16 protein-coding genes are annotated in these 21,109 nt (G+C 64.1%); 4 read left to right on the top strand and 12 right to left on the bottom strand.

Annotation, left to right across the window (positions count from 1 at the left end):
- Nucleotides 1–818, top strand: an 818-nt coding sequence (locus FJ222_07815) for a family 3 glycosyl hydrolase (GenBank protein ID MBM4164331.1), incomplete at its 5' end; no start/stop codon positions are given.
- Between the two features lie 101 nt (nt 819–919).
- Here the strand turns inward: FJ222_07815 and FJ222_07810 are convergent.
- The 10 genes from FJ222_07810 to FJ222_07765 all read right to left on the bottom strand — a co-directional run bounded on the left by FJ222_07810 (nt 920) and on the right by FJ222_07765 (nt 15,608).
- Entirely contained in the window at nt 920–7,774 is a 6,855-nt protein-coding gene (locus FJ222_07810) for a hypothetical protein (protein ID MBM4164330.1), read from the bottom strand.
- A 179-nt stretch (nt 7,775–7,953) separates the two neighbouring features.
- Complete coding sequence (locus tag FJ222_07805; GenBank protein ID MBM4164329.1) at nt 7,954–8,595, bottom strand: hypothetical protein; 642 nt, start codon at nt 8,593–8,595, stop codon at nt 7,954–7,956.
- Complete coding sequence (locus tag FJ222_07800) at nt 8,592–8,894, bottom strand: DUF167 domain-containing protein (protein ID MBM4164328.1); 303 nt, start codon at nt 8,892–8,894, stop codon at nt 8,592–8,594. The genes FJ222_07805 and FJ222_07800 overlap by 4 nt, the downstream gene beginning before the upstream one ends.
- Nucleotides 8,895–8,908: 14 nt before the next feature.
- Entirely contained in the window at nt 8,909–9,796 is an 888-nt protein-coding gene (locus tag FJ222_07795; protein MBM4164327.1) for a hypothetical protein, read from the bottom strand.
- Nucleotides 9,772–10,053 carry a hypothetical protein gene (locus FJ222_07790; protein MBM4164326.1) on the bottom strand — a complete coding sequence of 94 codons (282 nt, stop codon included), beginning with the start codon at nt 10,051–10,053 and terminating at the stop codon, nt 9,772–9,774. Before FJ222_07790 ends, FJ222_07795 begins: the two co-directional genes overlap by 25 nt.
- Before the next feature lie 38 nt (nt 10,054–10,091).
- On the bottom strand, nt 10,092–11,735 hold the full coding sequence (locus FJ222_07785) for a hypothetical protein (GenBank protein ID MBM4164325.1): 1,644 nt from the start codon (nt 11,733–11,735) through the stop codon (nt 10,092–10,094).
- A 478-nt stretch (nt 11,736–12,213) separates the two neighbouring features.
- A complete protein-coding gene (locus FJ222_07780; GenBank protein MBM4164324.1) occupies nt 12,214–12,747 on the bottom strand; it encodes a nucleoside deaminase in 534 nt (177 codons plus the stop codon).
- On the bottom strand, nt 12,744–13,928 hold the full coding sequence (locus tag FJ222_07775; GenBank protein ID MBM4164323.1) for an aminotransferase class I/II-fold pyridoxal phosphate-dependent enzyme: 1,185 nt from the start codon (nt 13,926–13,928) through the stop codon (nt 12,744–12,746). The genes FJ222_07780 and FJ222_07775 overlap by 4 nt, the downstream gene beginning before the upstream one ends.
- Nucleotides 13,900–14,382 (bottom strand): Lrp/AsnC family transcriptional regulator, encoded by a 483-nt coding sequence (locus tag FJ222_07770; protein MBM4164322.1) that lies wholly within the window; start codon nt 14,380–14,382, stop codon nt 13,900–13,902. The genes FJ222_07775 and FJ222_07770 overlap by 29 nt, the downstream gene beginning before the upstream one ends.
- Nucleotides 14,383–14,465: 83 nt before the next feature.
- Entirely contained in the window at nt 14,466–15,608 is a 1,143-nt protein-coding gene (locus FJ222_07765) for a glycosyltransferase family 4 protein (protein ID MBM4164321.1), read from the bottom strand.
- A gap of 125 nt (nt 15,609–15,733) precedes the next feature.
- On the opposite strand from FJ222_07765, the gene tsaB reads away from it, so the two are divergent.
- The 3 genes from tsaB to FJ222_07750 all read left to right on the top strand — a co-directional run bounded on the left by tsaB (nt 15,734) and on the right by FJ222_07750 (nt 19,107).
- The gene (tsaB, locus tag FJ222_07760; GenBank protein ID MBM4164320.1) at nt 15,734–16,462 is read left to right on the top strand and encodes a tRNA (adenosine(37)-N6)-threonylcarbamoyltransferase complex dimerization subunit type 1 TsaB; all 729 of its coding nucleotides are present in this window, start codon (nt 15,734–15,736) and stop codon (nt 16,460–16,462) included.
- 18 nt (nt 16,463–16,480) lie between these two features.
- Entirely contained in the window at nt 16,481–18,229 is a 1,749-nt protein-coding gene (locus tag FJ222_07755) for a hypothetical protein (GenBank protein ID MBM4164319.1), read from the top strand.
- Between the two features lie 86 nt (nt 18,230–18,315).
- Nucleotides 18,316–19,107 (top strand): RluA family pseudouridine synthase, encoded by a 792-nt coding sequence (locus tag FJ222_07750; protein ID MBM4164318.1) that lies wholly within the window; start codon nt 18,316–18,318, stop codon nt 19,105–19,107.
- Here the strand turns inward: FJ222_07750 and FJ222_07745 are convergent.
- Nucleotides 19,040–19,852 (bottom strand): acetyl-CoA carboxylase carboxyltransferase subunit alpha, encoded by an 813-nt coding sequence (locus FJ222_07745; protein ID MBM4164317.1) that lies wholly within the window; start codon nt 19,850–19,852, stop codon nt 19,040–19,042. The genes FJ222_07750 and FJ222_07745 overlap by 68 nt on opposite strands.
- 11 nt (nt 19,853–19,863) lie before the next feature.
- A complete protein-coding gene (locus tag FJ222_07740) occupies nt 19,864–20,763 on the bottom strand; it encodes an acetyl-CoA carboxylase carboxyltransferase subunit beta (protein ID MBM4164316.1) in 900 nt (299 codons plus the stop codon).
- Between the last annotated feature and the right edge of the window lie 346 nt (nt 20,764–21,109).

Below are 21,109 nucleotides of genomic sequence, written 5' to 3'. Positions count from 1 at the left end.
AAGGTGCCTCGATCGCGAAGGCCGCCGCCGCCGCCCGCGATGCCGATCTTGTCCTGCTCTGTATCGGCACGACGACCGAAGTCGAACACGAGACGCTCGATCGGAAGACGTTGAAGTTGGCCGGCCGTCAGGAGGAACTGGTCAAGGCGGTCTTCGCGGCGAACAGGCGTGCCGTCGTCATACAAATGAGTGCCGGGCCCCTCGCCGTGCCGTGGCTGAAGGAAAATGTCCCCGCGATCCTCCAGGCCTGGTGGTCGGGCGAAGAAGGCGGTCATGCCATCGCCGATGTCCTGTTCGGCGACGAGAACCCGGCCGGGCGCCTGCCTCACACGGTCTATGCCTCGGATGAGCAGGTCCCCTCACGAGATCAGTACGATATTTCCCAGGGCTTTACGCACATGTTTCTCCGCGGCGAGCCGCTGTTTCCCTTCGGCCACGGGCTGAGCTACACGGCGTTCACGTACACGAATGTGCGCCTGTCGGCCCAAGCGATTGCCGCAGACGGCGCCCTCACCGTCGCCGCAGACGTGAAGAACACCGGTGCGCGCGAAGGCGAGGAGGTGGCGCAACTCTATGTGCGCAAGCCCAATAGCCGCGTGAAACGGGCGTTGCAGGAACTGCGCGGGTTCCAGCGCTTTGCGCTGAAGCCCGGAGAGATGAGGACCGTGACGTTCGCTCTGCCCGGCGAAAAGCTGGCGTATTGGGACACCGAGAAGCATGCCTTTGTCGTCGAGCCCGGCGAATACGACGTGCTCATCGGCGCGTCATCGGGCGATATCCGCGTCGTATCACGGTTCACAGTGACGGCCCCGCGCTGAACGATAAATCCAGCCTCTGGTGAAAACCATTGGCTGGCGGGATGGTGACCGGGGAACACGTCGACATTTCAGGCCTCCGTTGATTCGACGACGAACATCCGTCAATCAAACCGGGGGAGATCTCCCGCTTCATTCACTTCCATCAGATATTCCAGATCCAGCGCCTCTCCGCTGACATACGCCTCGATCTGCGCCGTGCGCACGAACCCGTCCGTGCGGCCCAGGTTCAGGTAGTCATGGCGCCCGGCCCAGACGTACCGAATGCTGTCGACAGGGTATTCCGGGCACGGGAAGATGTTAACGAGTTGCCGGTTCTCCGATACCACGCCGATGCGCGCCCATTGTCCGGCCGTGTTGCGCACTTCCACGGCATACCGCATCGTGGTGCGTTCGCGAACACGATCACCCTCCGTGATCACCGGCCCGGTCATGTCTTCGTAGACTGCAATCGCTGAAAGCGCCGACGGTCTGTCGAAACGGACGACCGCATCCGCATAGGCCACGACACCCTCCGGACGCTCATTGATCTTGTCCCAAACCGTCTTGTTGTTGGCAATCGCTCCATTAACCAACTGGAGGGGAACGGTCGGGCTCTTGACATCGATCTCCTGCGTGGCGGTGATTGCATCGTTCAGGGCATACAACATGCAGGTGAATGAGCCGGAAGGCTTGGAACGGGAGCCGGGGCCGCCGTCAAACAACATGTTTCGCCCCGGAAACCGAATGGCCGACACGATGACATCGCCGATCACGATTGGACTGCTGCCGGTCTCAACCTTGTCAAAGCTCTTCTGTTTAATATTCCGCACGGTGACGACAGTGGGCAGAATCGTTCGCATCGTCAGCGCCACCTCATCATTCACGTCGGCGCGAAACGCGAACCGGCGCCGCTCCAGCGTGGCATCCACCGGCAAGCGAACCGTACAGGGAAGATTCTGTGACTTCTGTTTCCCGACGACGGAGATTTCCAGGCGCAGCATCGAAGCGGTGTTGGTCGACATGCCGGCCCCGTTGAGCAACTCGACGAGGTAGGTGGTTCCGGCCGTCACCGGGATCGGCGGCAGTGTGACACTCCCGCTCAGCGTGCCAAGATAACCGGGCTTGTCGCCGTCAACCGCCACGAGATCCGCCGGTTTGAGCAGCTCTCGCATCCGCTCCGGCGGGGCGAGGTTGGGACCAAAGGAAACACGCTTCACGGGCAACGACTTCAGGTACGACGGTTCAGGCGGCAGGGGTTGCGGCGTCCGGCCCTTCTCTCTGGGCACATCGCCCATGCGCTCCTGTTTGACGTACTTCTCCGCGGTGATGCTGTTACCGATGTTCAGGTCCGATTCGCGCCGGAGCTTTCCATCGGCGGAATTGAAGAGACGCACCACGCCGTCGCGTCCGGCGGTCGCGATGGTCTTGCCGTCCGGCGAGAATCGCAGAAGGGTTGCCGACGGGGTCTCCGTCTCCCACAGCCGCGTTCCGTCCGACGCAAACAGCAGCGAGCGGTTGACGGAGGTCACCACCGCAAAGGAGGTGTTGTCGGGCGCGGGCGTAATGGCAACAACCCGTCCGGGCACCTGGAGATCCTGGTCCGCGCCGCCTTCGAGCGGGCGGAAGTACACGCGTGACGCCGGGCCATGCCAGTCGAAATAGTCGTTTTCTGCAATCAGCAGAACCTTCCGTCCCGGCACCTGCAGCACCCAATCCGGACTACCGCGCAAGGAAGACATCGCTGTCCCCCCGCGCCCGTCCGCCGCGATCAGTTCGTGCGCGGACTGATCGTCGGCCATGACAATGAACCGGTCATCCAGGGCGATGACCTTGCCGGCATTGAGCAAGATGCCGGCGCGCTGCCACAGAACCGTTCCGGTCGCACAGTCGAGCCCCAAGACCGAGGGCGTGATGAACGCACTGCTGTTTCCTTTCGCATAAGCGGAAACCAGCAGGACGCGCCGGTCGCCGCTGATGGCGCGCGGCGACACGTCGCGCACGGCGCTCAGGTCGGGCGAGTGGGCCGCGTCTTCGTAGCGCCAGAGGACACGTCCCTGCGGGTCCAGCGCGAGCAGCTGGTCGGAGTCGCCCTGAAAAATCCTGCCCGCCTTCGGGTCTTCAACCAGAGACGACTTGGACGCCTTGCTGATCCACCCGCGCGTGAGGTCGTAGTGATAAACGCCATCCCAGAGATTGATGCGCAGCAGCGTGTCGCTGAGCGGCGCGGCATACCGCCCCCACCGGTACCAGTTGGGAAACACCTGGGTTTCCGGAGGCATCCGTTGTTCCAGAATAGCGCCTTCCGGATCCATGACAAACAGCCAGTCTCCATAGGAAAGCGTTGCCGCAAAGAGGCGGTTTCCGCTCGGTGAGAAATCCAGGCTCACGATCTGCGTGCCGCCGAGGACGTCGGCCATGTTCTCCACGGGGGAGGGCGCTCCGCCGCGGACAACCACCGGCTGCTGTTCCGGCCAGGACGGCGGTGACGGCGGGGTGCGAGGCTTCAAGCCGGCAAGGCAGGCCACCGCCGCCTCGGCGCCGGCGACATCGCGGCAGCCCACGTACAGGGCGTCGTACCCGGCCCGGAAAGGCGACCACAGATAATGGACGAAGAACCCGCCCGCTGCCGGGTAGTTCTCCGTCGGGACCCGCCTCAGCCAGGGAGCCAGATCGTCAGCAACGCGGTTGTCGGACGGCAGACCGAACAGGACCACGTCGGCATCGTGCCGCAACCGCGGCCCCATTTCGGCGTAGCCGGCGCTCGGCTTGGCATAATCCGTCTTGGTAATGGCGCCATACTTGTCTTTCTCAAAAGATGCCCACACGCTCATGTTGATCCGCCACGCCCAAGCGGAGGCATTGGTGACGCTGTGCAGGACGTGGATATCCTCCGGCTGGGGATACCAGCGCAGATGAAGAGGCTGGATATCCGCTGCGTCGAAGATCGTCACGCGCGCCTCGCGCCCGCCCTGCTTCAGCAGAGCCGCGATCTTCTCCGCCACCGGACGATACGCGTCCTGCCCCTGGTCCAGAAGAATCGTGACGGGTCCCTTGTTCTGGCGCTCGGAGAGGAAGGCGAGAATCTTGGTCTCGCCGCCGATCAGGTCGGGCGCTTGCCGGACAGTCACCACGGCCGGCGCGGCGGGTTCCAATGCCTGGGTGGCGGTTGTGCCGAGCACCAGGTCGCGCAGAACCAGGTCCGGCCGCGCCCCCGCCGACATGACCGGCACGGGAAGATCGAACGGGTGGTCGGGCCCGATGGAGGCGAACGTGCGGAACAGCGTCGCGCCCTCCGGTCCTGTTAAGATCACCTCGAATGGCATGGGGTCGGCCAGCAGCGTCCCCTCGGCATCGGCGAGCCCGCCGGTGAGACGCGCGTTGATCGGTGACGTGCGGTCTACCCGAATGGTCATGCGCGTGGGCTCCCGCCGGGTGAGCAGATAGATCTCCCCCTCGGCACGAGTCAGTTCCAGAGGCACACGAAGCCCTTTCGCGGTGCTTTCGGCGGGCGCCGGTTTGCCGGTTAGCAGGTTGTGCACATGCCAGCCTTTCTCCACCTGCAGTTCGCCGATTTTGGGCAGCACATTCTGCTGGCGGAAACGGCTCGATTTTTCATCGGGAAAGGTTACTTCCAGCGGAACCTCGGTCTTGTTGATGACGAAGCAGATGATCGACTCTTTTCCGGCCAGCGGTGAAAGGAGCACATCCGTATCCGGCGTCATGACGGGAGGCTGGGGCGCGCCGGCGAACGCCTTGACCAGCGCATCCTGCTTCTCCAGGAAGAGTTTCCAGACATACGTGTGCTCGTATTCTCCTCCGGCCTGCGCGCCGCCCCAACTGCCGGACAGGGTCTGACCCGTGTAAGCAAGCCCGATGAATCGTCCCGGCAACTCCTTGCTGCACGCATCATCCTTCAGGATGACGCCGCCCCCCGACTCGAAGGCGCGGAACGCGGTCAGGATTTCAGGCGGCAATTCATCGCCGATGCCCAGCAGAAGCAACACCTTGTACTTCAGCAGCTCGCCGGCTTCGACGTCGCGCGGCCCCACCATCGTGGCCGGCCGCCGTATGCGGGCCAGATCGTGCAGGGCCGTGCGCACGGCATTCCCATCCTGGGCACAGAACAGGGCCACGTCGGTCAGCGGATCGAAGGAAACGAACCAGGATCCGAACCGCTCGAACACGCGGGCGCGCCCGATCGTGTCCGGGTCGCTCGTGTCCGAGAAATCCGTGAACGCGAAACCGTCCACGCCCCGCCCGGCTGCCGCGAAGAGGCCCGGGATATCGGCCGCCCGCCCGCCGTGGCTCTGGATGGCCAACTGGATCTTCTGCTTCTCACGGTTGTCCATGGCCATGATTGCGGGAGATCGCCATCCGTCAAAGGGCGAAAGGAATCGCTCCGAGAAATCAACCGAGTTGCGATGCGTCTTGCCGTGCCATCTCCAGTATTGGATGCCGCCGCCCAGGCCGGGCGAGGAAACGTGGGCGTGGTGGGTCAGCCCGGGCAGTATCTCATTGAGATCGGCAAACCATTCCGCAAACGTGTTCGGCAGTCGCAGACTCCAGCCGTTTGGCGTCACCGCTTTCACATACTTCATTTGATTCTCCGTAAGCCCCGGAATATCCGCCAGTTCTTTCGGCCATTTGTCTGAAAGCGTCTTGTTGATCGGCTTGAGATGCGCATATTTCGCAACCACGTTCGGCCACATCTCCTGCGTCAGTTTCCATGCCGCCGCTTCCGACTGCTTCGCGGCTTCCGGCTGCCACGCGTCCAGACGTGGGCCGGAATCGCTCCACCAGCCCTTGGCGTTTTCCTGCCAATTCCAGCCGTAATCGAAGCCGTCGACCCCCGGATAGTCGGCATGTGCCTGCGCATAGAGCGCCATGCGCCGCCGCACCCACGCGAGGTTTTCGGGGAGTGTGTGCTTCGGGTTGGACGCCTCGTACGAATGCGCTTCGGGCCATGTCGGCGCGTGATGCACGCCCATGGCCGCCAGGGCCATGCCCTTCCGCTCGTCCATGCCGGGCCGCGCAAACATCTCGCGTGCCGGTCCGAACGGCGCCTGAGCATAGGCGCCGAACAGCCCGTCGAGCGACCCGTCCCCGTCCGCCAGGAACAGCGCCACGCCGGGCGCGCCCAGGTCGACCCCCCCGACATAGGCGTTCACCGGCGAACCCGGATAGGGTCGTGCGGCCGTCGTGTGAATGGAAAACGAGTACACATCGAAATTGCTGAGCCGCTCGCGCTGGCAGATCCGGAACCGGAACGGATAGCCGGCCACGCCATCCGCCTCGACGACGGCCGTGTACTCGCCCGCCGCCAGCGCGGCCGTGTCCACCGCCAGGTGCCCGCTGACAGCGGTCGAACCGTCTCCCCCCGCCGGAACGGCGATGCGGCCCACTGCGGCATCGAGCCCCACTCCGCGCAGGCGCACCGGCCATTCCGCGGCAGTGGATCCCGCCTTGCGGCGGGCGACCCAGAGCAGATCCAGCGTGTCGCCGCGCCGAAGCAACGCGCGGTTGTTGACGGTAAACAGCGAGACCGCAGCGACGGGTTGGTCGCCAATCAACGCCACCCCCAGCGTCTGCCCCTGAAGCGGGCTGCCGTCGGTCGCCGCAACCCGCAACCGCCAGAAGCCGGGCTTGGCGGGCAGTGTGCCCGTGAAGACGCCGGCGGCCGACGAGAGTGCCATTTCAGCGCCTGTCACGCCATCCGCAACGGCCACAACGTCCAGCTTCAGTGCCGCAGGTATCGCCGCCTTGCCCGCCGCCGATGTGATGCGGCACGACCACTCGGCTCCCGGCTGAGCCTCCAGCGGCGGCGTCTCCACCGCCCAGCTCACGCCGTTGGCCATGTTGCAGACGAGGTGCCTGTGCGGCCAGCGCGCGTCAGATGCCGGAAGGCGGGCCGTCAATCCGCCAATCTGCACAACCGGGTTTCCGGTCGCCGGGACCATCACCATCGCGGACCCGCTGCGCGCATCTCGCGCCGCCGTGCTTCCCGTTTCCGATTTCGCGCCACCACCGGGGATTTTCAGCCCCGCATTGACGATCACCGACTCGGTATCGCACACGATCTTCACTTCACCCGCTGCTCCCCCCCAACTCACTCCGAGCGGGTTTTTCACGGCGGCGACAACAGGCTTCCCGACCGGCCTGTCGACAAAGAGGGTGCGATCATCGTCGCACCGGGCCTTCGCGTCCGGCGCCAGCTTGACTTTTCCCTCGCCGCTCACTTCAAACTTCACCCCATTGACATCATAGAAGCCTCCTTTGGAAGAGGCCGGCAGGTATACCGTGAGGCGCCGAAACCCCGATTTCATGGCGGTTCCCGGCGCCAGTTTACCCTGCTTGTCGTACTCCGAAAACAGGCTGTCCAATCCGCCAAGCAACGCCGTGGCGCCATACGCAAGCTGTATCCACCCGGCAACGGATCGCTGCCCCTCCACCAGTTTCACCGTAACCGGGTAACAGATCATTTCGATGTGAGACGCCTTTGGGGCAATGCGCAATCGGGGATCATCGGTCGTCAGCGTCCCATCGTCGGCGACCGTGAATTCCATTCCGAACGGATGAAGCACATGTTTGCCCGCAGCTAGCCGGATCGTCTCTGCGGCGCGGCGATCAAACCGGAAATTCAACAGCGTCTCCGCATTCACGGAATCGTCTGGAAGCCCGAAGACCTCACTCAAAACGGCGGCTGTCACGACCGACTCGGGGCCGCTCTCCCCCGCCTGCTTCAGCAGTTTCTGTTGCGTCGAGGCGTACTGGAAAACATAATTCCCGTCCACGCGGAGGGTGAACGGCCACGTCGTGATATCCCATCCGCCGAACGGCGACTTCCACAAGGCCTGCTTGTCCTCGATCGAAACCGCGTTCTCCCCGAGTCCGGACACCAGCGTCACCGTCACGTCGGCGCCCCACGCCGCCGCCGCGACACTCAACATCGCCGTCACGCTCGTTAATCGATGCAGCATGTTTACATCCTCCTCAGTATCCCGGTTGCCACAAACCCACGGATGACAGGGTATGGCCTATGCCGCCCAAACGCAAGACAAGTGTTGGGTTCCCTTTTACGTCGTTCGTCGATTGACCAGCTAAAAGCCGTGTACAGGGTGACGCTCGTCTGACTCTGGCGGCCGGTGGGGCAAGCGCCTCAGGCATCCATCCCCGACCGCAAACAGGCGTGGCGCAAAAGCAGGGCGGCGGCGGCGGCGAGCGCGGCGGGGCCGGAGACGGGAAGGATCGCGGCGCAGAGCGCCCCGTTGAACACGAGGGCCGGGCCGGCTGCGAGCGGCTGGACGATGCGGGTCGATAGGCGCTTGTCAGGATCAGCCGTGAAACGGACCCAGACCGGACTGTCGCCGACTTGGATCGGCAGGGGATGGCGAGGGAGCCAGTCGTGCGCCGTGAAGCCGGGGGCGATGCGCCCGCCCGCGCCGCCGAGGACCTGCCGTTTCGCATTGAGGGTCAGCATGACCGGCAGGGCCCCGCCCTCGCGGACGTAGACTGGCCGGATGCAGAGGGTGGCGGGCGCGCCTGAAGCGGCGGCATGTGCCGCAGCGGAACGGAAGGCGCTCGCCAGTTGCGCGGGATCGGGATCGATCGGGTCCAGCGTCACCGCGAGGTCTTCGGTGAAGCGCCAGGCGTGGATCAGCGAGGCGTACCAGGCCGGCAGCAGAAAGCAAACAACCGTCACGGCACCTACCCACGGTCTGTCGAGCAGCAGCGCGAGGCCGGCGCCGCACAGCAGCGCCAGGGCCGATTCCGCGAACGGTCTGGAACGCAAAAGGGTCATGGCGCGGGTGCCCCAAGTGCCAGGATCCGCCTCACCGCGTCGGGCGCGAGGCCCGCGATGCGAACCCGTTTCAGGCGGCCGGTTGCGCCGGAGAGGATCGTGACGGTGCGTGCGGGAAGTCCGAGTGATTGGGCGAGGAAGGCCGACAGGGCGGCATTGGCCTTGCCGTCGACAGGCGGTGCCCGCAGGCGGATGCGCACCCAGTCAGGGGCGACACCGGCGATGGCGTCGGCTGCTGCGCGGGGTTGCACTTTGACGGTCAGGAGCGAACCCCCGGTTGTCGGAACGAGTGCGGGCATGGCGCCTCGTGGCGTTAGGAGATCATGGCGGTGAGCGCAAGGAGAAACGCCGAACACAGGCTGTAAATCAGGCGGAGCGCAAAGAAAAAGATGAGCGGGGTGAAGTCCATCATCCCGGCGACCAACGGGGCGCGTGCGAACCGCCCGAGAATGACGGTCATGCTTTCGGCAAAAATCTGACGAAAGATCTGATTCCCAATGAGCATGGCGACCAGTCCGCCGATGACGCAGGTGACCAGGGCGAGGCGGATGACATCCAGTCCGTCGGCAAGCGATGCGGCGGCCATGCAGACGAGCGTGATCCCGGAAATCACCCCGGCCGGCCAGTCGGCCACGGGCAGGGACCGCACCTGGCCCCCGATATCCAAGGGATTCATCCCCGCGAGTTGATTCGTCTCGAGCATGCGGAGTTCCATCACGATGAGCAGGTGGACGATCACCAGCAGGGCGATCCGCAGGGGAGGCGTCAGCAGCGAGAAGGGCCGGACGGAGAATTCGAACGCCTCGGTCGCGCGATCCATGCGGCTGGACGGAGTGATCAGGCGGATCAGGAAGTAGGCGGTCCAGAGGCGGACGATGAAGAGCAGGAAGTCGAGCACGCTGAAGACCAGCAGATTCGGGAAGGTGAACATCGTGGGCCTGAAATGATAGATCGATCCCAGAGACAGCGTCCACTCGTGGCCGAAGCGGACGGCAATCGCGGTGCGGAAGACAAGCCCGACGGCCAGCATCAGCAGGCAGGTGAGTTTGAGCGGCAGGCCGAGGGCGTTGACCACGGCGTCGACCATCCGGATCGGCCCCGAGAGAAACGGATTAAAGTAAAACTCGCCCCGTGTGTCCGCCCAGAGACGGATCCAGAACAGAAGCAGGAGACAATTCACGAGAATGAAGACAGTTGCCATATGCGGATAGAATACCCCTTGCCGCAGTCCTTGCCAAGACAGGAATGCCGGATTCCAGCAATTCTCATTATGGTCGTCGATTTCGGTTTCCAAATCGAAATCGGGATCGGGATCGACGGGAAAGATGGGAATTCGACCCCGATAGCGATTTCGATTTCGACTAAACGGATGCGATCAAATTTAGAATTGCTGGCCGGATTCTGCAGCAACGCCATGGAACGTGACATCAACGTGCGTGATCCGTCCAGAACCGTCACTCGCCGCTCCTCGGAACAGGCTGCTTGTACGTCCGGCGCTACTCGTTCTCTGTCCCCACAGACTCACAGACCCCCGTCCTCACAGACCCCCCTGCAAGTTGTGTGACCTCCACGGGTTGTGGCTCTGCCATCCGGGATGTCCGGTTGACCTCATAGCAATTCCCATGAACGAAGTCTCCTGACGTTTCATCATTGATCATGAATGGCGGGAGGTAGGCCAAGAGGCTGAACAGGGGGAGGCAAGTGATGTGGGGCGGAACCGCGATCATGTCAGGATCCTGCATGTGCGTGACCCCGACAAGCAGACAAAACTCTGCCGCACTCCGACCGGTTAGGACGGCACAATGAAACACGGCGCCGAAGTATTTTGTATAAAGGATAACAACATCATCGCCAATTTCCACCTTGCGCTCCTCGCGTGCATCTGTAAACACATGCACCCCCTTCATCAGGGCAGTCTTCTCGAACGCGTCACGCCACTCCGGTTTGGCCCGATGCCACCACGCACGGGCGTTGCGCGGCCCTTCGCAATACGCCTTCCACAGCAACTCGACCGCGTCAATCACATACTGGAACTCCCACACGGTTCCCTGGGCATCCGCCGTGCGCAGTGTCAGCCGCAGAATATCCGACGATTCCGGCGACCTCTCTTCACAGTCGAAGCGGCTCTCAAGTTCGAACGACCACGCACCCGGCTGAAGCGAGAGGGCATACGATGGGCCCATTCTCATGCACATTTCCCGACCCTGCTCGCACGTGAACCTGCGGGGCGTGATCGCAAGACTGACCCGCTCGATCTCCTCCCATGACGCACAGGCGCCTGGTGCCGCCTGCCGCGCCTCCTCCGTGTTCAGTATCATCTGGAAGCTTCGCGCATAGCGGTTCAACACGTTGTCCCTGGATTCCGCCAACAAATCATAATAGGGCTGGTAGCGGCGCAGCTCAGCCGCAGCAACATCCCCAAAGCAGGAAGGGTCGAAGAAAGCCTGGCAAACGCCCACGGGAACGAGATTCCATCGTGCACGCAAGACATCCGGTTTCAGCCCCAGCAGCGCATCAAAGAACTGCTGCAGATCTTTTCGATCCCAATCCTTGTCCAGCGCCACCGCGAGCTTGGCGCTGTGGGCTTGCGCATCCAGTGCCATGAGCGTACGGCCGGCTGCGACGCGCACCTCGCGCGTGGCGTCGCCGAGGAGCCGTTCCACATGCGATACGACAGTCGCCGCCCCCAGCTTCTCCATAGCTTTCAAGAAGGCCACCGCAACCCCGGGATCCCTGCCTTCGCAGAACGTGCAGATCCTCGCAACGGCATCGCGGGCGTTCCTGCGAATCAGTTCATTGACCAGAATATCGGCGATCAGCCCGTGTTTGGCACTGCTCAACCGGCGGACAATCTGTCTGGTGGAGGCGGCTTTGACGATGGGACAATCCTTGGAGAGCAACACACCTTCGATAAAATCACTGTTCCCCTGACGCAGCTTGCGAAGGCCCGGCAGGCGCGAAACACACGAGACAACCGAGAAGGGAACGAGCCAGAGCAGGATGGGAATGGGCAGCAACAGTGCGGCGATTACATACCCTGCGGGCCAATGCGCAAAAGACGCGATGATGGTTATCACGAGCACCAACCGGAGCCATGTCCGGAGTTTGCAGTGAAGAAAGAAGAGGGCCGCAATGATCATCCGGACTCCTTCGTACGCCGTGACAAAACCCAATCAGGCCTGATACGCATAGCAGGCTCCTCTTTCATTTACCCGGCGACGGTATGAGCGACAGCCGGTTCTGCCGGCTGCGCGGCCATGGGTGGTTGTAAGAAATTGCTTTTCTGACATAAGCACAAACCTTGGTCATAGGGGTCACATCTCGCCATTCTTCAATTTAAGCAAATCACACTTTATCAACTGGTTACGACTGACGGATTCTGACGCGCCGACCGCAACAACAGAAATCAGCTTCTGGCGCTCTCGCTCATCAGATTCGGGGCCGCCCTTCGCCATCGTACACATCCGACCCTCCGTGGTTCCCCGGGCAGGCTGCATGCCCACCCGCGCCTGTCGGACCGTCCGGCTTCCCATTCCCGACCTGAAAACCGCCACATATTACGTCTTGGGGTCACTCGCCGCTCATCGGAACAGGCTGCTTGTACGTCCTATCCGTCAATCAGCGTTCCGCTTTCAGCTTTTCCCCCGGCTTGCCCATGCCGCCGTCGCGGCAGGTGCGGAAGAAGGCGGTGAGGGTGTCGCGGCAGTCGGCTTCGAGGACGCCGGAGAGGATTTGCGGATGGTGGTTGAGGCCGGGATGGTCGAAGAGGTTGAAGACCGTGCCGCCGCCCCGTTTGGGATCGGCGAGGCCGAAGACCACAATCGGAATGCGGGCGAGGATGATCGCGCCGGCGCACATGGGACACGGCTCCTTGGTGACGTAGAGGATGGTGTCGGTGAGGCGCCAGTCGCCCACGGCGGATGTGGCCTGGGTGATGGCGAGCATCTCCGCATGGGCCGTGGGGTCTTTGAGCAGTTCGGTCTGGTTGTGGGCGCGTCCGATGAGCGGCACGCCCGCAGGCAGGGCGTCGGGGGCGTCGGGTTGGCGGATGATCACGCAGCCCGCAGGCACCTCGCCCGCGCGCGCCGCCTGCGCCGCCTCGCGCAGAGCGAGGCGCATGAAGGCTTCGTGAAAGGCAGGCGCGAAGATCATGCCCGCAGCCGGGTGACGAAGGCGCTCATCCGCTCCATGGCTTTCTTGAGCGACTCCATGCCGGTCGCGTAGGTGCAGCGGATGTGCCCTTCGCCGCACGCGCCGAAAGCGGTGCCGGGAACGCAAGCCACGCTTTCTTCGTTGAGCAGACGCAGGGCGAATTCATCCGAAGAGAGGCCCGTGGAGGTGATGCTCGGAAAGACGTAGAACGCGCCGGGCGGGGTGAAGCAGTCCAGTCCCATGGCGTTGAGCGACGCGACGATGTAGTTGCGCCGCTGGCGGTAGGAGTCGCGCATGCCGGCGATGTCGTCGTCGCCGGCGCGCAGGGCTTCGAGACCGGCGGCCTGGCTAATTGACGAGGCGCACATCATCCCGTACTGGTGGATCTTCATCATGGCGTCGGCGAGCGCGGGCGGCGCGCAGACGTAGCCGAGGCGGAAGCCGGTCATCGACCACGCTTTGGAGAAGCCGTTCAGAAAGATCGTCCGATCTTTCATGCCGGGCATGGCGGCGATGGAGACCCGGTCGCCCTCGTAGGTCAGCTCGGCGTAGACCTCGTCGGTGTAGACCAGCAGGTCGTGCCGGATCGCGAAGGCGGCCAAAGCCTCGACATCCTCCCGCCTCAGGGCGGCGCCGGTCGGGTTGTTGGGGTAGTTGAGGAACAGGGCGCGGGTGCGCGGCGTTATCTTCTTCTCGAGATCCGAGACCCGCACGCGAAAATCGTCGGCGCGACGGGTGGCCACAGGCACGGGCACGGCATGCGTGGTGCGCATGAGCGGCGCGTAGGCAACAAAGGCCGGCTCGTGGTAGAGCACCTCGTCTCCCGGCGAAAGCGTGGCGCGGAAAGCGATGTCGAAGGCCTCGCTCACGCCGACCGTGACGACGATCTCGCTTGTCCAGTCGTAACTCACGTGAAAGGCGCGTTCGGTGTAGGCGGCAAGGGCCTGGCGCAGCTCGGGCGAACCGAGATTCGAGGTGTAGCGGGTGGCTCCAGACTCGATCGCCTCAATCGTGCGCGCACGAATATGCCACGGCGTCTGGAAATCGGGTTCGCCGATTCCCAGCGAGATCACGTCTTTGCGGCTCGCGACAATGTCGAAGAAGGCTCGAATCCCCGACTTGGGGAGGACGCGCACATGCGGCGCGACGAAATCACGGACAGATTGTGAGGCGTTGGTCATTGTCTTCACCGGTCATCAGGACCCCGTGGTCCTTGTAGGTTTTAAGCATAAAGTGGGTCGCGGTCGCCAGCACGCCGTCGATCGGGGCGAGGGTGCCGCTGACAAAGCCCGCGACCTCTTGGAGGTTGCGGCCCGTGACGAATAGCAGCAGGTCATAGCCGCCCGACATCAGGAACATGGAGACCACCTGCGGAAACCTGCCGATCCGCTGCGCGATGCGGTCGAAACCGCCCTCGCGCTCGGGACGGATGCGCAGCTCGATCACGGCGCAGACATCATTGTGATCCGCGATGATGTCGGTGTTGACCACCGCCTGGTAGGCGCGGATCACGCCGGACGCCTCCAGCGCCGCGATGCGCGCATGCACATCGTCCGCCGTGGTGTTCAGCATCTTGGCGAGGGTGTCGTCCGATTCCCGCGCATTCTGCTTCAGCAAAGTGAGCAATGCTTCCATGAGGGTCTCCGATTGGCGCGTAAGCCGCGCGACAGGCGCAGCTAGGCGTGCGCGTACAGTTTCGTCTGAACCGGGCCGGAATGTCAAGCCTCGGCGAAGCCATCCCCGCAGGGACTCTCCTCGAGAAACGCCGCTAGTTGCCGGATGAGGCGGTTCTGGTCGAGGTGCCGGTCGGCGGTCTGGCGGGCGGCGGCGGCGAGGCGGCGGCAGGTCTCCGGGCTGCTGAGCAGGCCGGCGATGGCCTCCGCGAGCGCTTTGGGGTCGTCGGACGGGACGATACGGGCGCTGTCGGAGAGCAACTCGGTGGCGGCGCCGGCGGGCGTCGTGATAATCGGCGTGCCGAGGAACATCGCCTCGGAAAGGACGTTGGGAAAGCCATCGGTATCGGCATTGGCGAGGCGGCGCGAGGGATGGACGAGCACCGTGGCGCCGGCGATGACGCGTTGCGCGGCGTCTGGAGCGAGCCAGCCCGTGAAGATCACGGCGTCGGCGATACCGGCGGCCGCAGCCTGCCGCTCCAATCGGCCACGCTCCGGGCCGTTGCCGACGAGGGTGCAGGTGAAGGGAACGCCCGCGTTGCGGAGGAGTGCGCACGCATCCAGAAGCGTGTCGAACCCTTTTTTCGGGACCAGGCGTCCGACGGCGGCGATGCGGCCTGCGGGACGGCCGGGATCGAATGGAAAGGCGGCGGGATCGAGTCCATGGCGGATGACGCGGATGCGCGCCTCGGGGATGCCGGCCGCGCGCAGGGCATCGGCCGCCCGCCGGGTGCAGGCGGTGATGCCCGCCGCCGTGGTGAGGCGGGCGCGGGTTTCGCGGAGCGGACGGGTGAACACATCCCATGCGTGAACGCTGCAGGTCCACGGGATGCCGAGGGCGGCGGCGGCGAGGGCCGCGGCGTCGGCGGCGCTCCAGGCGAACTGCGCGTGGAAGCGGGGGCAGTGGAGGGGGGCGGCCTCGGCCGCAAGACGGAGCGCGCATGGCGCGTGGCGGATGAGCCTGGCTGCGTACGAGAGGGAAACGGGTGGCGCGAGGAGGCGGATGACGAGTTGGCGCAGGAGGGCGCGGCGCAGGCCGGGCGGGACGGCCGGCTTCACCTGGGGGCCGTCGAGGACGTGGACACGCACGGGGATGCCGATCGCGCGCAGGGCGTCGATCTCGCGGCGGATGAAGGTCTCCGAAGGCTCCTCGCGATGCAAGACATAAATCAGGTCGTAGGATTTCATCAGCGTCGATCAGGATAACGTGAGGGATATGGGATTGCAAGCCCTTGCAAGCATGGCTTGACGTCCACGGAGGATTCAGCTACGTTGAAAGTCGCCGGTGTCGGAATGACCGGCCGGGGGGCATCATGTGGCTTTTGGCAATTGATCGGTCGTCGCCGGGCGCTGGAGCAGCGGTGTTCCGGGATGGGATTCTGGAGGGTCAATGCCGGGATGTCGCCGGCGAACCGTCGCGTGCGCCGGGGTGGATGGCGGATGTCGTTGGGCTGCTGGCGGAGCAGGCTATTGCGCCGGCCGATCTGGGGGCGCTGTGCGCGGGAGTGGGGCCGGGATCGTTCTCGGGCATTCGCTCGTCGCTGGCCGCTTTGCAGGGGCTGGCGCTCCCCTCCGGTGTGGCGGTGTTTGGGGTCAGCAGCGCGGCGGCGCTGGCGTACCGCATGCTCACGGGACCGGCTGCGCCGAAAGGGGTGGCGGTCGTGGGCGATGCGCGCCGCGAGCGGCTGTGGGTCGGGGCGTTCCGGCTGGCGTCTGCCGGCGGCGTGGAGGCGGTCGACGGCAAGGGCCGGGCGCGCGCGGCGAGTCATACGGCAGACGATTTCGAGCTGGTGCGTGCAGGCGATGTGGCGTCGGCTGTGCCCGCGGGGGCGCGGGTGGCGAGTTCCGATTGGGGGCGTATCGGCGCCGCGCTGAATGCGGCGTTTGGATCGGACCGGGTGGTTCAGGCTGCGGCCTATCCGGATGCCGAGGCTGTGGGGAGGCTTTTTCTCGCGGATCCCGACGCCGCGAAGCGCGAGCCGTTGCCCGTCTACCTTCATCCGGCGGTTGCGGAAAAGCCCGCTCAAGCAGGCGGCTGCTAAACAGCGCGAGTCAAGACCATGACCGTCAGGGACACAACGCCGGGTGACTGGATCGAACCGCGAACCCGGTGGCTGCACCGGTTCGCGCTGCTCCTGGCGCTGTGTGCGGGCGCCGCGGCAGGCCAGGAGGCGGCCGTGTTCCGGAGGAGCCTGGACCGGGTGGCCTCGCTCGATCCGGCTCAGGCGGCAGCGGTCTATGCGGGCCGGGCCGTGGGGCTGGTGTACGAGACGCTGGTCGAATACGATTATGCGGCGCGCCCCTACCGGCTGATTCCCGGTCTCGCCGAGGCCTTGCCGGAGGTTTCCGACGGAGGCCGGGTTTACACGTTCCGGCTGGTGACAAATGCCTGGTTCGACGCCGATCTCTGCTTCGGTCTGGCGCGGGACGGCGGCAAGACGCGCCCGATGCGTCGTCAGGTCCTGGCCCGGGATGTGGTGTTCTCGCTCAAGCGGCTGGCCGATGCCAAGCTCGCATCGTCAGGCGCGTGGCTGGTGAAGGATCAGATCCTCGGGATGCGGGCGTTCGCCGAGCGGTCGGCGGGGGGCGCGCCGACCGACTACAGTCTGCACGTCGAAGGTCTGCGCGCGCTCGACGATCGCACCGTGCGGATCGAGCTGGTGCGCCCAAGCCCCGAATTCGTGTGGACGATGGCGATGCCCTATGCCGCCGTCGTGCCGCAGGAAGCCGTCGAGGTGTACGGCAGGGATTTCGGCACCCGCGCGGTCGGGTCGGCGGCCTACCGGCTCGCGTCCTGGCGGCGCAATTACGAGATGGTCTTTGACCGGGTTCCGGAGTGGCGCGGCTGGGCCGGCACGCCGGGGCGCCCGTTCGACCGGATCTGCTACCGGGTGATGGACGATGCGGCGACGCAGTGGCTCTCATTCCTGACCGGCGAACTGGATTTCCTGGGAGAGATCGCGCGCGACAATTGGGACGCGGTGATCGGGCAGGACGGCATGCTGGCACCGGAATGGGCTGGGCGCGGGGTGCGGCTGCATAGTATGGCGACGCTGGAGGTCGCCTATGTCGCCTTCAACTTTGAAGACCCGGTGGTCGGCCCCAACCTCGCATTGCGGCGGGCGTTGAACGCCGCCTTTGACGGCGCACGGTGGGAGTCCTTCTACAACCAGCGCGTGATGCGCGCCGACGGCGCGGTGCCGCCTCAGGTGGCGGGCTATTTGGACAAGCCCTTTCCCTGGACCTTCGACCTGGACCGCGCCAAGGCGCTCCTGGCCGAGGCCGGTTATCCGGGCGGTGTCGACCCGGCGACGGGGCGGCGGCTCTCGCTCACGCTCGATCTGGGGCGGACCACGCAGGACGCGCGTGAGACGACCGAGCTGTTGTGCGCCTTTTTCGATCGGATCGGGATCGACCTGCAGCCGCGCTACCAAAACTGGCCCGCGTTTCTGGAGCGGGTGTCGCGCCGCGAGACGCAGATGTTTCGCGTCGGCTGGGTCGGGGACTACCCCGACGCGCTCAATTTCCTGCAGCTCTTTTACGGCCCCAACCAGTCGCCCGGCCCCAACCGATGCAACTTTCGCGATCCGGCTTTCGACGCGCTCTACGACGAGGCGGCGCGGACCCCTGACGAGGCCGCGCGCCTCGGTCTGTATCGCCGGATGCAGGCGATCATCCGAGACGCCTGCCCGTGGATCTTCATTCATTTTCCCCGCGCCCACAGCCTCAGCGGCCCGCGCGTCGATCACTATATCCCGCACGATTTTCCCTATGGGATGGAGAAATATTTGCGCGTCGGAGAGCGGTGATCGGGAGGAAACGGATCCCTGCCATCAGGGATCCGCGCGTTGTTCCGATCCGTCTTCGATGATGTGCGCGGCTCCGGGTTTCGCCTATGCCAGAGACAACGAAGAAACGCTCAAGGAAGTATGCGCCGCGTGGTGTTGAGATCCTGCACGAGGATCGCGACCTCTTCGTGGTTTGCAAGGCGGTAGGCGTGCTATCCACGGGCACGCGCCAAGATGAAGCATTCACCGCCGAAAATGTCCTCAGTCATTATCTCCGAAAAGGCTGCTCGCGGTCGAGCAAACAGGTTTACCTTGTTCACCGTCTCGACCGCGAAACGTCTGGAGTCATGGTGTTTGCAAAGACGGCGGAGGCTCAGCACCGTCTCCAAGAGAACTGGTCCAACAATGAGAAGATCTATTATGCGGCGCTCCGGGGGCATCTGAAGGCACGGCACGGAACGCTCACCAGTTATTTGGCAGATGGCGAGAATTTATTGGTTTACACGGTCAAAGATGCGACACAGGGCAAGCTCTCCCAAACCGCCTATGAAGTCGTGGCCGAGAATGCAACGATGAGCCTGGTTAAAATCCATCTGCTGACGGGACGAAGGAATCAGATTCGCGTCCAATTTGCAGACATCGGACATCCGGTGGTCGGCGACCCTAAATACGGGAGGAATGATCCTTTCCGTGAGCGCCTGTGCCTCCATGCAAAAGCCATAGCCTTCAACCATCCCCATTCCGGAGAGCGCCTGTCATTCGACACGCCCCTGCCGCAGACGTTTTTCCGCCTATTCCCGCATCTCGGATCTGTGGAGCAGGGGGGGGCGGCTAGCGCCCCATCGCGGCGTATTTGTCGTACCGCTTCTGGAGAAGCGTGTCGGTGTCGACCTTCTTGAGCGCCTTGAGGTGCTTCAGAACCGCCTTCTTGACGGCGTTGATCGCCAGGCCGGGGTCGCTGTGGGCGGCGCCGTCCGGCTCGACGATGATCTCGTCGATGACGCCGAGTTTCTTCAGCGATTCCGAGGTGATCTTGAGCGCTTCGGCGGCTTCGGGCGCCTTTTTGCCATCGCGCCAGAGGATCGAGGCGCACCCTTCCGGGGAGATCACGGAGTAGACGGCGTACTGCATCATCAGGACGACATCGCCCACGGCGATGCCGAGGGCGCCGCCGCTGCCGCCTTCGCCGGTGATCACGACCACAAACGGCGTGCGCAGCGCCGCCATTTCCGTCAGGTTGCGGGCGATCGCCTCGGCCTGACCGCGGGCCTCGGCGTCCAGTCCGGGGTAGGCGCCTGGGGTGTCGACCAGCGAGAGGACGGGGATGCCGTATTTCTCAGCCAGCTTCATGAGTCGCAGCGCCTTACGATAGCCTTCGGGGTTGGCCATGCCGAAATTGGCGTGGATGTTCTCTTCGACGGACTTGCCCTTGCGATGACCGATGAGCATCACCCGTTCACCGCCAATGGTGGCAAAACCGCCGATCAGGGCCCGATCATCACCGAACGCACGGTCGCCGTGCAGTTCCACGAATTCTTCGCACATCCCCTGAACATAGTCGGTGATGGCGGGACGGCCGGGATGGCGGGCGACCTGGACGATCTCCCACGGGGTCAGTTTCTTGGAAAAATCGATCTCAATCATATGCACTCCGCTTATCGGTGTGATGCGTAACGCAGCACCTGGGCCAGAAAGGACTTCATCGCGCCGCGGTGGACGATGTGGTCGACAAACCCGTGTTCGAGCAGGTACTCGGCGGTCTGGAAGTCGTCCGGCAATTGCTGTTTGATGGTCTGTTCGATGACCCGGCGGCCGGCGAAGCCGATCAGCGCCTTGGGCTCGGCGATATTGATGTCGCCGACCATGGCGTAGCTGGCTGAGACGCCGCCGGTGGTGGGGTCGGTGAGCACCGAGAGATAGGGGATACGGGCCTGCTGCAGCCGGGAAATGGCTGCGCAGGTCTTGGCCATCTGCATGAGCGAAATGATCCCCTCGTGCATGCGTGCGCCGCCCGAGGCGGAGAAGAGGATCAGCGGCCGGCGCTGCTGGAGGGCGGCCTCAGCGGCCAGGAGGATCCGTTCGCCGGTGCCGCTGGCGAGGCTGCCGCCGAGAAAGCGGAAGTCCATGACGCCGATCACGACGGGGATGCCGTCAATGAGCGCGGTACCGGTGAGAATGGCCTCGCCCTCGCCGGTTTTCTTGACGGCCGCCTGCGCCTTGTCGGCGTAGGCGCCCGAGGCGTCCGCAAACTTCAGCGGATCACGCACCGACACGGTGGCGTTGATCTCCGAAAATGAGCCGCTGTCGCAGATCTGCGCGACACGCTGCCGGCAGGTCAGCCGGTCGTGGTAGTCGCAGCGCGGGCAGACCCGCAGATCGTTGTTCCATTCGGCCTGCGGCACATAGGCCTTGCAGGCCGGGCAGATTGCCCAGATCGCCTCGGTCGGCGTAGAGGCCGTCTTTGCGGCCGGATTGGTGAACCACCCCATTGCTTGATCCTTCCTGCTGGATTGATGAACGGCGCGGATTATAGCAGAAGGGTGCCGTCCGTGCATCAACAATTGACATCTGCGGATGATGAACTTGACTGGAAAGCGCGCGTCTGCAATGATTAAACGATGTTTGCGTCAGCTAAATTCCAGCATGATTTCAGCTCGTATGGGCCGACGCCGACTGGGGTGTGCCGAAAAGCGATTGCTTATCAATTAATATCACTAGCATCCCACAGGCTCATTTTCACGGGCAGGGCGCTTCGTAACCCCTTGCAAGAGAGGGGCCGGGTTTGCGCTTGAGGTGGATTTGCGAAATGTCGTGTGTCGAATTTTTTCCTGCGAGTGACGAAAAGCGCCCGGATTTCGCCCGTGAATCAGCCATGCTGTCCCACAGGCCGGCTGGAAAACG

This window comes from Lentisphaerota bacterium (assembly GCA_016873675.1).
Classification (GTDB): domain Bacteria; phylum Verrucomicrobiota; class Kiritimatiellia; order RFP12; family JAAYNR01; genus VGWG01.
This window is presented reverse-complemented; position numbering and strand designations above follow the sequence as displayed.

Bases quoted from the DNA above. Each gene is read 5' to 3' on its own strand.
- FJ222_07770 (MBM4164322.1), bottom strand. From the start codon at position 14,382: ATGGAAGCATTGCTCACTTTGCTGAAGCAGAATGCGCGGGAATCGGAC.
- FJ222_07810 (MBM4164330.1), bottom strand. From the start codon at position 7,774: ATGCTGCATCGATTAACGAGCGTGACGGCGATGTTGAGTGTCGCGGCG.
- FJ222_07755 (MBM4164319.1), top strand. From the start codon at position 16,481: ATGACCGTCAGGGACACAACGCCGGGTGACTGGATCGAACCGCGAACC.
- FJ222_07765 (MBM4164321.1), bottom strand. From the start codon at position 15,608: ATGAAATCCTACGACCTGATTTATGTCTTGCATCGCGAGGAGCCTTCG.
- FJ222_07805 (MBM4164329.1), bottom strand. From the start codon at position 8,595: ATGACCCTTTTGCGTTCCAGACCGTTCGCGGAATCGGCCCTGGCGCTG.
- FJ222_07740 (MBM4164316.1), bottom strand. From the start codon at position 20,763: ATGCACGGACGGCACCCTTCTGCTATAATCCGCGCCGTTCATCAATCC.
- tsaB (MBM4164320.1), top strand. From the start codon at position 15,734: ATGTGGCTTTTGGCAATTGATCGGTCGTCGCCGGGCGCTGGAGCAGCG.
- FJ222_07775 (MBM4164323.1), bottom strand. From the start codon at position 13,928: ATGACCAACGCCTCACAATCTGTCCGTGATTTCGTCGCGCCGCATGTG.
- FJ222_07795 (MBM4164327.1), bottom strand. From the start codon at position 9,796: ATGGCAACTGTCTTCATTCTCGTGAATTGTCTCCTGCTTCTGTTCTGG.
- FJ222_07800 (MBM4164328.1), bottom strand. From the start codon at position 8,894: ATGCCCGCACTCGTTCCGACAACCGGGGGTTCGCTCCTGACCGTCAAA.
- FJ222_07780 (MBM4164324.1), bottom strand. From the start codon at position 12,747: ATGATCTTCGCGCCTGCCTTTCACGAAGCCTTCATGCGCCTCGCTCTG.
- FJ222_07750 (MBM4164318.1), top strand. From the start codon at position 18,316: ATGCCAGAGACAACGAAGAAACGCTCAAGGAAGTATGCGCCGCGTGGT.
- FJ222_07745 (MBM4164317.1), bottom strand. From the start codon at position 19,852: ATGATTGAGATCGATTTTTCCAAGAAACTGACCCCGTGGGAGATCGTC.
- FJ222_07785 (MBM4164325.1), bottom strand. From the start codon at position 11,735: ATGATCATTGCGGCCCTCTTCTTTCTTCACTGCAAACTCCGGACATGG.